This is a genomic window from Streptomyces noursei ATCC 11455 (assembly GCF_001704275.1).
In the GTDB taxonomy this organism is placed as follows: Bacteria; Actinomycetota; Actinomycetes; order Streptomycetales; family Streptomycetaceae; genus Streptomyces; species Streptomyces noursei.
The window spans coordinates 2,465,021-2,476,458 of sequence record NZ_CP011533.1 but is presented as its reverse complement, the minus strand read 5'-3'; the positions used below and the strand labels follow the sequence as shown (position 1 = coordinate 2,476,458).

Sequence of the window (11,438 nt, the reverse complement as noted above, 5' to 3'; positions counted from 1 at the left end):
GCGCGGGTGATGCACAATCGCACCGGACCATCCAGCGAGGCCCCGGCCTCCCCGAGACCCGCAGGGACGAGACGACTCTTGCGCGCACGCAGCCGCCGAGACGGTAACGGCAGCCGAACCGGCGACGAGGTCCGAGGGGTGACCCGATGAGCATGTACCGGGACCGGGCGCACCGCGGCACCGCCCGCGCCACCGTCCTCCGCACCGTCGGCGCCAGAGAGCGCCGCTCCCACCTGACCGCCCCCCGCGTGCCCACCGTCGGCATCGACATCGGCGGCACCAAGGTCATGGCGGGTGTCGTCGACGCCGACGGCACCATCCTGGAGAAGGTCCGCACCGAGACGCCGGACAAGTCCAAGAGCCCCAAGGTCGTCGAGGACACCATCACCGAGCTGGTGCTGGACCTCTCCGACCGGCACGACGTGCACGCGGTGGGCATCGGCGCGGCCGGCTGGGTCGACGCCGACCGTTCCCGGGTGCTCTTCGCCCCCCATCTGAACTGGCGCAACGAGCCGCTGCGGGACCGCCTCGCCGGTCGGCTCGCGGTCCCGGTCATGGTCGACAACGACGCCAACACCGCCGCCTGGGCGGAGTGGCGGTTCGGCGCCGGCCGCGACCAGGACCACCTCGTGATGATCACGCTGGGCACCGGCATCGGCGGCGCGATCCTGGAGGACGGCGCGATAAAGCGCGGCAAGTACGGGGTGGCCGGCGAATTCGGCCATATGCAGGTGGTCCCCGGCGGCCATCGCTGCCCGTGCGGCAACCGCGGCTGCTGGGAGCAGTACAGCTCCGGCAACGCCCTGGTCCGCGAGGCCCGGGAGCTGGCCGCCGCCGACTCCCCGGTGGCGTACAACATCATCGAGCGGGTCGGCGGCCGGATCGGCGACATCACCGGCCCGCTGATCACCGAGCTGGCCCGGGAGGGCGACGCGATGTGCGTCGAGCTCCTCCAGGACATCGGCCAGTGGCTCGGCGTCGGCATCGCCAACCTCGCCGCCGCCCTCGACCCGTCCTGCTTCGTCATCGGCGGTGGCGTCAGCGCCGCCGACGACCTGCTGATCGGCCCGGCCCGGGACGCCTTCCGGCGCCACCTCACCGGCCGCGGCTACCGCCCCGAGGCCACCATCACCAAGGCCCAGCTGGGCCCCGAGGCCGGGATGGTCGGCGCCGCCGACCTCGCCCGCCTGGTGGCCCGCCGCTTCCGGCGCGCCAACCGCCGCCGCGTGGAGCGCTACGAGCGCTACGAACGGTCCGGCCGCCGATGACCGAACCGGACACCCTGCACGACGACCACCACCCGGGCGGCACGCCGCGCCCCCGGACCCGCCGGCCGTTCCTCATGGCCCTGGTCATCTTCCTGCTGATCACCATTCCGGCCGGCTACATCGTCATCTCGGCCGAGCAGAGCCGCGACAGCGGCGAGGACAAGGAGGCCGAGGCCGCCGCCACCGGCCTGACCAACGCCTTCCCCTCCAAACTCCAGCAGCGGATCTACAACGTCCCGGTGCCGATCGGCTCCACGCCCGTCTACTACTACGAGACCAACTCGTGGAAGACCAGCTCGCTGTTCGTGCAGTTCCGCACCAACGACTGGGGTCTGACGCAGTACCTCGCGGCCGTCGGCACCAGCACCGCCGCCCTGAAGCAGGGCGCGGTCACCATCCCGCCGGAGCAGGCGGCGAAGGTCGGCTGGGACTTCAGCGCCGACTGGCCCTGGCGGGGCACCGCGGTCGACCGGCCGGCACCGCAGCCCTCCCAGCGGATCGTGGTCAGCAACGACGAACCCGGGCACCCGGTGGTTTACGTGGTTTCGACCGTGCGGTTCTGATTGTGCCCGTCGCTTCCTGACCCGGGTGTCAGGACCGCGTCACGGCGTCGGTTAGCGTGGTCGGGTGAGCGAGAAGACCCTGCAGCACCGGATCGACGGTCCCGATGGCGCCCCCGTCCTCGTCCTGGGGGCCGCCCTCGGGACGACCTGGCACATGTGGGACCGGCAGATACCCGAGCTGACACGTCAATGGCGCGTCGTCCGCTTCGACCTGCCCGGCCACGGCGGATCGCCCGCGCACGCAGCGACCTCCATCGCCGAAGTCGCCGACCGGCTGGTCGCCACCCTCGACGCCCTGGGCGTGGAGCGGTTCGGCTACGCCGGCTGTGACCTCGGCGGCGCCGTGGGGATCCAGCTGGCCCTCACCCGCCCGCAGCGCGTCACCTCCCTCGCGCTGGTCTCGTCCTCGCCGCGCTACGGCACCGCCGACGCCTGGCGCCAGCGCGGTGTGGTGATCCGCACCAACGGACTCGAACCGATCGCCCGCACCGCGCCCGAGCACTGGTTCACCCCGGCTTTCGCCGGCGGCCAGGCCGCCATCGTCGAGTGGGCCGTCCAGATGGTGCGGACCACCGACCCCGGGTGCTACATCGCCGCCTGCGAGGCGCTGGCCGCCTACGACGTGCGGTCCTCCCTGGGCCGGGTGGGCGTGCCCACGCTCGTCGTCGTCGGTGCCGAGGACCAGGTCACGCCCACCACCGAGGCCCGCACCCTGGTCGCCGGCATACCGGACGCCAGCCTGGCGCTGATCCCCGGCACCTCGCACCTGGCCCCCGTCGAGCAGCCCGCCGCCGTCAGCGAACTGCTCATCCGCCACTTCAGCACCGCCTGGCAGGACAAGCCCGGCCCCGCCGCCATCAGTGCGGCCGCCCCCAAGCCGCAGCTCGCGCCCCCGATGCCCACCCACGCGCCGCCCGCCATCGAATCCGGCCTCGCGCAGCCCGCCCAGGTCCGCGGCGGCATGTACGAGCAGGGCATCAAGGTCCGCCGCGAGGTGCTCGGCGACGCCCACGTGGACCGGGTGGAGGCCACCACCGACGACTTCAGCGCCGACTTCCACGACTTCATCACCCGCTACGCCTGGGGCGAGACCTGGACCCGACCGGGCCTGGACCGCCGCACCCGGAGCGTCATCACGCTCACCGCGCTGGTCGCCCGCGGCCACCGCGAGGAACTCGCGCTGCACACCCGCGCCGCCCTCCGCAACGGCCTGACGCCCGCGGAGATCAAGGAGATCCTGCTGCACACCGCGGTCTACTGCGGTGTCCCGGCCGCCAACTCCGCCTTCGCGGTGGCCCAGAAGGTCATCCAGGAGGAGACGACCCCGGAGGGCTGAGGCCCGGGGGCAAGATGGCCTCATGGAACTCACCAAGAAGACCCATGCCTGCGTCCGGATCGAGAAGGACGGGCGGACGCTGGTCATCGATCCCGGGGCGTTCAGCGAGGAGGACGCGGCCGTCGGCGCGGACGCGATCCTGGTGACGCACGAGCACCTGGACCACTTCGACGAGGGCCGGCTGCGACGGGCCATGGAGGCCGCACCCGCCGCCGAGATCTGGACCCTCGCCAGCGTCGCCGACCAGATCTCCGCGGCCTTCCCCGGCCGGGTGCACACCGTCGGCGAGGGCGACGCCTTCACCGCCGCCGGCTTCGAGGTCGAGGTGTACGGGCAGCTGCACGCGGTGATCCACCCCGACATCCCGCGCATCACCAACGTCGGCTTCCTCCTGGACGGCACCGTCTTCCACCCCGGCGACGCGCTGACCGTCCCCGAGGGCCGCGCCGTCGACACCCTGCTGCTGCCGGTCCACGCCCCCTGGAACAAGGTCGCCGAGATCATCGACTACGTCCGCGCGGTCGCCCCGCGCCGGGCCATCGACATCCACGACAGCCTGCTCCAGGACCACGCCCGCCCGGTCTACGACGGCATGATCGACAAGCTCGGCGGGACCGACCACGGCCGCCTCACCCCGGGGGCGCATACCGAGGTGGGCTGATTGTCGGTGCCGCGCTGTAGGTTTACGGATATGCGCATCGCGACCTGGAACGTCAACTCGATCACCGCCCGCCTGCCGAGGCTGCTGGCCTGGCTGGAGAAGTCCGGCACGGACGTGCTGTGCGTCCAGGAGACCAAGTGCTCCGACGAGCAGTTCCCCTACGACCAGCTCCGCGAGCTGGGCTACGAGGCCGCGGTCAACGCCAACGGCCGGTGGAACGGCGTCGCGCTGCTCTCCCGGGTGGGGCTGGCGGACGTGGTCAAGGGCCTGCCCGGCGGCCCGGAGTACGACGGTGTGCAGGAGCCCCGTGCGGTCTCCGCGACCTGCGGCCCGGCCCGCGTCTGGTCGGTCTACGTCCCCAACGGCCGCGAGGTCGATCATGCGCACTACACCTACAAGCTCGGCTGGTTCGAGGCCCTGAAGGCGGCCGTGGCCGAGGACGCCGCGGGCAGCCGCCCGTTCGCGGTCCTCGGCGACTACAACGTCGCCCCCACCGACGAGGACGTCTGGGACCCGGCCGTCTTCGAGGGCCTCACCCACGTCACGCCGGCCGAGCGCGCCGCCCTGGCCGCCCTGCGCGAGGCCGGCCTGTCGGACGTCGTGCCGCGCCCGCTGAAGTACGACCGTCCCTACACCTACTGGGACTACCGCCAGCTCGCCTTCCCCAAGAACCGCGGTATGCGCATCGACCTGGTCTACGGCAACGCGCCGTTCGCCAAGGCCGTCTCGGACGCCTACGTCGACCGCGAGGAGCGCAAGGGCAAGGGCGCCTCGGACCACGCGCCCGTGGTGGTCGACCTCGACGTGTGAGCCGGTCGTGCGCCGGTCGCCTCCCCGATGCGCCGGGGTGGCGCACGGCGGTGCGGAGGCGGCCCCGTCGCCGCGCCGCGCGCCCTGTGGCCGCGGTGCGGGGGTGGGTGGGACCCTCGCACCATGAACCTGTCTTTCCTGGACAAGTGGCGTAGGCGCACGGACACGGCCGGATCGGTGCCGCTGGCCGAGTCGGTTCGCGCGGATCCCGAGAGCGTCGTCGAGCTGCTCTCCGAATGCGAGTTGCTGCGCGACCAGGCGGCCACCGCCGGGGTCGAACTCGACGACTCCGTACGGTCGTTGGAGGAACTCGACCAGCTCCAGCCGGTGTGGCGCGACGACCCCGAGGTGCTGACCTGGCTCGGCAACGACGCCGGGTTGTACCTCGGCACGGTCCTGGTGCGCACGGTCCGCGACGCGGTCTGGCACGTCTGGCCGGACGGGCAGCCGGTGGTGCGGCTGGCCTCCGGCCGGGAGATCGACGTGGTGGCGGCCGGCCATGCCTGGGCCGACGACGGCGCCCCCGAGCTCTCGCACCTCTACGCCGAGGTCGCGGAGGGCTGACCCGCCGGGGCCGATCGGCCCGCCCCCGCGCGTGTCACCGGCGAAGTGCCTCGTGTGCATGGGTACGTTGCGATCTCTCCGCTGCACGGACGAGAGGGGGCGGGGCGGCCCATGGCCCGTGACGCACTGACCGAGCCGCGCGGGATCCCGGCCGATACACGTTTCGCGCAGCCCTCGGGCGGCCGGCGGCCGGGCGCGCCCCCGGGCCGTTCGGGCGGCCGGACCGTCGAGCACTGAACGGCGCCCCGCGATGCCGCACCCTCCCGCCCCGCGCCGCCGCGCCCGCCCGGCCCTGCTCGCCGCGCTCCTGCTCGCCCTCCTCGCGCCGGCCGCGGCCGGCTGCGGCCGTCCCGGCAGCCCGCCCGTCAAGGGCCCCACGGCCGCCGACCTGCCCAGCTACCCGGTGGCCCGGCACTTCTCGCTGCCCGACTCGCCGACCTGGACGGCCGCCAAGCGCCGCGGCCGACTCGTCATCGGCGTCAAGGAGGACCAGCCCTACCTCGGCGAACGGGACCCGGCCACCGGCACCTACCGCGGCTTCGACATCGAGATCGCCAAGATGCTGTCCGCCGCGCTCGGCTTCCCCGAACGCGCCGTCACGTTCCGCACCGTCGCCTCCGCCAACCGCGAGACCGCGCTGAAGAACGGCCAGATCGACCTCTACGTCGGCACGTACACCATCAACGCCAAACGGAAGCAGCAGATCGGCTTCGCCGGCCCGTACTACCTGGCGGGCCAGTCGCTGCTGGTGCGCAGCGACGAGCGCGACATCCGCGGCCCGCGGGACCTGGCCGGCAAGCGCGTCTGCTCGGTCGCCGGCTCCACCGCGTACCAGCGCATCCGGACCCGGTACCCCAAGGCCGTCCTGGTCGCCTACGACAGCTACTCGGTGTGCGTGGACAACCTGCTGACCTACCAGGTCGACGCGGTCACCACCGACGACGCGATCCTGCTCGGCTACGCCGCCAAGGTGCCCGACCAACTGAAGGTCGTCGGCGCGCCGTTCTCCAAGGAGCCGTACGGCATCGGCGTGCGGCGCGACGACGCCGCGTTGCGGTTCGCGCTGGACGACGCGCTCGCCGCGGCCGAGCGGAACGGCACCTGGCGGAAGGCGTACGAGGCGACGCTCGGCGTGTCCGGGATGCCGCCGCCCGCACCGCCCCCGATCGACCGCTACCCGGCGACCTGAGGAGCCAAGGAACCGACCGATGAACGTCCTCCTCGACAACCTCTCCCTCTACGGGCACGGTCTGCTGGGCACCGTCGAACTGACCGTCTACGCCTCCCTGTTGGCCCTCGTCCTCGGCTTCCTGATGGCGGCCTTCCGGGTCGCGCCGGTCCGCTCGCTGCGGGTCTTCGGCACGGCCTGGGTGACGGTGCTGCGCAACACCCCGCTGACCCTGCTGTTCTTCGCGGTGCTGCTGGGGCTGCCGCGGTTCGGTCTGGTGCTGCCCTTCACCCTCTTCGCCGTCCTGGCACTGGGCTGCTACACCTCCGCGTTCGTCTGCGAGGCGGTGCGCGCCGGCATCAACACCGTGCCGGCCGGGCAGAGCGAGGCGGCCCGCAGCCTGGGCATGACCTTCCGGCAGACGCTCGGCCTGGTGGTGCTGCCGCAGGCGTTCCGCGCGGTCATCCCGCCCGTCGGATCGACCCTGATCGCGTTGGCCAAGAACTCCGCGATCGCCGGCTCGTTCAGCGTCGTCGAACTCCTCGGCGTCTACCGGCCGCTCAACGAGACGGGTTACAGCATCATCTGGTCCTTCGTCTGGATCGCGGTCGGCTACCTCCTCGTGACCCTGACCATCAGTGCGCTCTTCAACGCGCTGGAGAAGCGGTACGGAGTGGTCCGATGAGCACCGTCCTGTACGACCTGCCGGGTCCGCGGACCCGGCGCCGGCACCGGTGCGTCGGGCTCGTCGGGACGCTGGTGCTGCTTGCCCTGGTCGGCTGGATCCTCTTCCTCCTCTTCCACACCCACCAGTTCACCGCGGCGAAGTGGACCCCCTTCGCCTATCAGGGCATCCAGGAACTGCTGCTCACCGGGCTGGGCAACACCCTGCGGGCGTTCGGGCTGGCGGCGGTGCTGGCGCTGGCGCTGGGCGGGGTGCTGGCGGCCGGGCGGCTCTCCGAGCACCGGCCGATCCGCTGGGCCGGCACCCTGCTGGTGGAGTTCTTCCGGGCCATGCCGGTGCTGGTGCTGATCTTCTTCATCTATGTCGCGCTGCGCGCGGAGCCGTTGACGGCCCTGGTCAGCGGGCTGACGCTGTACAACGGCTCGGTGCTGGCGGAGGTGTTCCGGTCCGGGGTGAACGCCGTGGAGCGCGGCCAGGGCGAGGCCGCGTACGCGCTGGGGATGCGCAAGACCCAGGTGATGCGGTACGTGCTGGTGCCGCAGGCGGTCCGGGCGATGCTGCCGGCGATCATCTCCCAGTTGGTGGTGGCGCTGAAGGACACCTCGCTCGGCTTCCTCATCACCTACGAGGAGTTCCTGCACGCCGGCAAGCTCATCGCGTCCAACCTCGACTACGACCTGCCGTTCATCCCGGTCGTCGTGATCATCTCGCCGGTGTACATCGGGATGTGCATGCTGCTGTCCTGGTCGGCCACCTGGGTCGCCCGGCGGCAGCGGCGCAACCCCAAGGTCGAGGCGGGCGGGGTGGCGGCCCCGGAGCCGGCGACGCTCCAGCAGGAGGACCACCGGGCGCGGGGGTGAACGGGCCCCGCCCGGCGGTCCGTTCACCGGGGCGGGCGGGCGACCGGTGGTCGAGCGCGGACCGTGCGACGTCAGACCCGCCAGACGCCGTTCCGCATCAGTTCCCGCCCGGGCAGCTCGTTCTCCTCGCGCCAGACCAGCAGCCGGTGCGGCGTGAAGCGGAGGAAGACCCATGGCGCGTGGCCGCGCGGGTTCCAGCCGAGCTTGGCCCCGAGGGCGTCCGCGGCGTCCTGCGGCAGCGCGTCGTTGGCCAGGACCTCCACGGTGCAGTCGGCCAGCACCACGTCCCGGGTGGTGCCCAGCGCCACCCGGCTCTCCGGGCGGGCGGCGAGGTTGCGGGCGGTGGGGTTCGTGCCCTTGGTGGACATCACCAGGCGCTCGCCGTGCCAGACGAACGACAGCGGCACCAGGGTGGCCGCGCCGTCGGCGGAGGAGGACGCCACCCAGGCGTCCTCCTCCGTCTCCAGCAGCCGCAGCGCGTCCCGTTTGCGTTGCCCGGCGTCACGGGGCGGGGGAAGAGTCCTCATGGCGGCGAGCGTAACGAGCCCTCCCCGCCCACCGCTTCGGCCGCCGGCCGTAGGGCGACGGACCTAGGGCGCTTCTGATGGATCTCCGCGGCGTCGCGGCGCCTGCCACGCACGCTCGCGGCGTTGCCGAAATGCCCCCATAGCTCCGCTATGAAGACATCCCGGCGCCTTGCGATCGCACGCACCAGGCGCCGCTCCTTCTTCCACGGAGATCCATCAGAAGCGCCCTAGGTGTTCTGTCCGGGGAGGTTGTGGACGGGTGAGCCAGGTCTCGGCTGGGGGATCTTGAACGGGTGAGGGCCTTCCGGTTCGGTGTGGATTGCGACGTCTACACCGACAGAAAGGCCCTCATGCCCCACCGTAATGCACCCCTGACCGAGACCGGACGCCTGCGCCTGGCCCGCTGTGTGGTCGAGGACGGCTGGCCCCTGCGCAGGGCAGCCGAACGTTTCCAGGTCTCCCCGACCACGGCCCAGCGATGGGCAGACCGCTACCGTCAGCTCGGCGAGGCGGGCATGGCCGACCACTCCAGCCGCCCGCACCGCAGCCCGGGACGAACCCCGACCCGCACCGAACGGCGGATCATCAAGGTCCGCCTCCTGCGCCGGTGGGGCCCCGCCCGCATCGCGGGCCTGCTCCACCTGGTGCCGTCCACCGTGCACCGCGTCCTGACCCGCTTCGGTCTGGCCCGCCTGTCCCACCTCGACCGTGCCACCGGCCGTGCGATACGCCGCTACGAGCGTGAACGACCAGGAGAGTTGGTGCACGTGGACATCAAGAAGCTCGGCAACATTCCCGACGGCGGCGGCCACAAGGCGCTCGGCCGGCAAGCAGGCCGCAAGACCCGCTCGAACGCCGGCTACAGCTACATCCACACCGCCGTCGACGACCACTCCCGCCTCGCCTACAGCGAGATCCACACCGACGAGCGCAAAGAGACCGCCACCGCCTTCTGGCAACGCGCCCAGGCGTTCTTCACCCAGGCAGGGATCACCGTCGAGCGGGTCCTGACCGACAACGGCTCCTGCTACCGCTCACACGACTGGCGGGACGCGCTGGCAGCGGCCGGGATCACCCACAAGCGCACCCGGCCCTACCGACCCCAGACCAACGGCAAAGTCGAACGCCTCAACCGCACCCTGCTCGACGAATGGGCCTACGCCCGCCCCTACCGCTCGGAAACCGAACGACGCGAAGCCTTCCCACAATGGCTACACACCTACAATCACCACCGCGGACACACCGCACTCGCAGGCCAACCACCCGCCAGCCGCGTCCCCAACCTCACAGGGCAATACACCTAGGGCCTGTCCGATGGGTCAGGGCCGGAGGTCCGTCCGCGGGCCCCTGTGGTCTCAGTCGCGGACCGGCACCGAGACATACGACGGGTCGTTCGTCGGGGAGGAGAACGTCAGCCGGGCGCCGGCGGGGTTCTGGGCGATGTAGAGCGGGTCGACGGTGTCGACGACCACCGCGAGCCGGTGCCCGGCCGGTACGTCGTAGGCGGTGGCGAAGAGGTCCAGGTCCACGCCGAACGGCCGGTCCGGGGTCCTGTCGTGGAAGGTGAACGGCGCGTGGGTGACGAGCTTGCCCAGGCCCAGCGGGCCGACGTCGTAGAGGTAGGCGATGGCGGTGCCGCTGCTCGCGGTGCTGGTCACGGTGGTGTGCAGCCGGGTGGTGCCGCGCACCCGCTGCCCGGTCGAGTACGGCGCGGACTGCCAGACGGCGGCGGCCGAGCGCGGCAGCAGCGGGATCGACGCCATCGGCGGCAGCCGGAAGAACTGGTCGAGCATGCTGGAGAGGAAGATCAGTCCGCCGTCGGCGCCGGAGTCGATGCCGGAGCGGACGCGCCGGGTGCCGTCGAGGGCGATCCGGCGGTGCGCGGAGGGCACGTCCCGCCAGCTCTTGTAGCCCTCGTAGGCGCCGGTGGAACGGGACTTGAGGAGGACCGGCGGCTCCCGGTCGATGCCGTTGTCGACGCCCTTGAGGTAGTGGTCGAGCCAGCGCTTGGAGTCGTTCCAGGTGTCGTTGGGCAGTCCGAACAGCCCCAGCCCCTCGGCGGTGGCGTGGTCGCCGGGGCGGAACTCCAGCCGCTTGGGGCCCTTGAGCTTCTCGAAGAACGCCGCGTACTGGTCGGGCGGGAAGAGCGAGTCGCCCCAGGCGTTGCCGAGCAGGATCGCCGCGCCGTTGGCGTTGATCCGGTCGAGGTAGGTGGCGGGCGAGCGCTTCTCACCCCACGCGATCATGTCCTTTTCCTTGGACATGTCGGCGCTCAGGAAGTCCTTGAGGACCTGCTGGAGTTCGGGGCTGGGCCGGCCGGTCAGCGCGCCCGCGCCGCCCAGCATGGCCGCCGCCTGGAGGTGCGGGGTGCGCCCGCTGTAGATCGAGCCGATCAGGTCGGCCCAGCCGCTGAGCGCCGCGACCGCCTTGATCCGCTTGTCGGACGCGGCGGCCAGCAGGCTGATCCCGGCGCCGTAGGAGACCCCGGCCATCCCGACCTTGTGCGGGTCGGCCGGCGTGTGCGCCAGCGCCCAGTCGACGACCTTGGAGGCGTCGGCGACGTCCTGCGGCCCGGCGGTCTCTATCTGCCCGCCCGACTGCCAGAAGCCGCGCGAGTTGTAGCCGACCACGACGTATCCGGCCTCGGCGAGCCGGCGGGCCTGCGCCAGGTATTCGACCTGTGGCATCGCCCAGCTGGTGGGCAGCACGACGAGCGGGTACCGACGGCTGCCGTCGGCCCCGGCGGGGGTGTAGACGTTCGCCTTGAGCGTGATCCCGCCGTCCCCGGTGATGTCGACGAACCGCAGGGTGGGGGAGCCGGTGGCCGCCGGCCGGGCGGTGGCCGCGGTGTGGGCGGGCGCCGGGGCGGCGCTCGCCGGGGCGCCGGTGAGGACCGTGCTGGCGAGTACCGCCGCGGAGACGGTACCGATGGCGGCGCGCAGCGTGGTGCGGGAGGACGTCATCTTCTGCTCCAGATCTCGACGCGAGCCGCTCGG

12 protein-coding genes are annotated in these 11,438 nt (G+C 72.2%); 10 read left to right on the top strand and 2 right to left on the bottom strand.

All coding sequences use genetic code 11. The features are described from left to right. The first annotated feature begins 146 nt into the window (after window positions 1-146). The 9 genes from SNOUR_RS10350 to SNOUR_RS10310 all read left to right on the top strand — a co-directional run bounded on the left by SNOUR_RS10350 (window position 147) and on the right by SNOUR_RS10310 (window position 7,915). The gene (locus SNOUR_RS10350; RefSeq protein WP_039631591.1) at window positions 147-1,268 is read left to right on the top strand and encodes an ROK family glucokinase; all 1,122 of its coding nucleotides are present in this window, start codon (window positions 147-149) and stop codon (window positions 1,266-1,268) included. Beyond that, complete coding sequence (locus SNOUR_RS10345) at window positions 1,265-1,831, top strand: hypothetical protein (RefSeq protein ID WP_067345916.1); 567 nt, start codon at window positions 1,265-1,267, stop codon at window positions 1,829-1,831. Before SNOUR_RS10350 ends, SNOUR_RS10345 begins: the two co-directional genes overlap by 4 nt. Window positions 1,832-1,895: 64 nt before the next feature. After that, on the top strand, window positions 1,896-3,167 hold the full coding sequence (pcaDC, locus tag SNOUR_RS10340) for a bifunctional 3-oxoadipate enol-lactonase/4-carboxymuconolactone decarboxylase PcaDC (RefSeq protein WP_067345914.1): 1,272 nt from the start codon (window positions 1,896-1,898) through the stop codon (window positions 3,165-3,167). A 22-nt stretch (window positions 3,168-3,189) separates the two neighbouring features. After that, entirely contained in the window at window positions 3,190-3,828 is a 639-nt protein-coding gene (locus tag SNOUR_RS10335; protein WP_067345913.1) for an MBL fold metallo-hydrolase, read from the top strand. A gap of 30 nt (window positions 3,829-3,858) precedes the next feature. Then, the gene (locus SNOUR_RS10330; RefSeq protein ID WP_067345911.1) at window positions 3,859-4,638 is read left to right on the top strand and encodes an exodeoxyribonuclease III; all 780 of its coding nucleotides are present in this window, start codon (window positions 3,859-3,861) and stop codon (window positions 4,636-4,638) included. A gap of 123 nt (window positions 4,639-4,761) precedes the next feature. Continuing rightward, window positions 4,762-5,202, top strand: a complete 441-nt coding sequence (locus SNOUR_RS10325; protein WP_067345909.1) for a DUF6278 family protein — start codon at window positions 4,762-4,764, stop codon at window positions 5,200-5,202. A gap of 250 nt (window positions 5,203-5,452) precedes the next feature. Continuing rightward, complete coding sequence (locus tag SNOUR_RS10320) at window positions 5,453-6,391, top strand: glutamate ABC transporter substrate-binding protein (protein ID WP_067345907.1); 939 nt, start codon at window positions 5,453-5,455, stop codon at window positions 6,389-6,391. Window positions 6,392-6,410: 19 nt separating this feature from the next. After that, window positions 6,411-7,055, top strand: coding sequence for an amino acid ABC transporter permease (locus tag SNOUR_RS10315; RefSeq protein ID WP_067345905.1), 645 nt, complete (start codon window positions 6,411-6,413; stop codon window positions 7,053-7,055). Then, entirely contained in the window at window positions 7,052-7,915 is an 864-nt protein-coding gene (locus SNOUR_RS10310; protein ID WP_067345903.1) for an amino acid ABC transporter permease, read from the top strand. The genes SNOUR_RS10315 and SNOUR_RS10310 overlap by 4 nt, the downstream gene beginning before the upstream one ends. A gap of 71 nt (window positions 7,916-7,986) precedes the next feature. On the opposite strand, the gene SNOUR_RS10305 is transcribed toward SNOUR_RS10310, so the two are convergent. Continuing rightward, entirely contained in the window at window positions 7,987-8,442 is a 456-nt protein-coding gene (locus tag SNOUR_RS10305; protein WP_067345902.1) for a pyridoxamine 5'-phosphate oxidase family protein, read from the bottom strand. A gap of 350 nt (window positions 8,443-8,792) precedes the next feature. On the opposite strand from SNOUR_RS10305, the gene SNOUR_RS10300 reads away from it, so the two are divergent. Beyond that, window positions 8,793-9,746 carry an IS481 family transposase gene (locus SNOUR_RS10300; RefSeq protein WP_067358055.1) on the top strand — a complete coding sequence of 318 codons (954 nt, stop codon included), beginning with the start codon at window positions 8,793-8,795 and terminating at the stop codon, window positions 9,744-9,746. Window positions 9,747-9,797: 51 nt separating this feature from the next. On the opposite strand, the gene SNOUR_RS10295 is transcribed toward SNOUR_RS10300, so the two are convergent. Further along, window positions 9,798-11,405: a CocE/NonD family hydrolase gene (locus SNOUR_RS10295; RefSeq protein ID WP_067345900.1), complete on the bottom strand. Its 1,608-nt coding sequence runs from the start codon at window positions 11,403-11,405 to the stop codon at window positions 9,798-9,800. Between the last annotated feature and the right edge of the window lie 33 nt (window positions 11,406-11,438).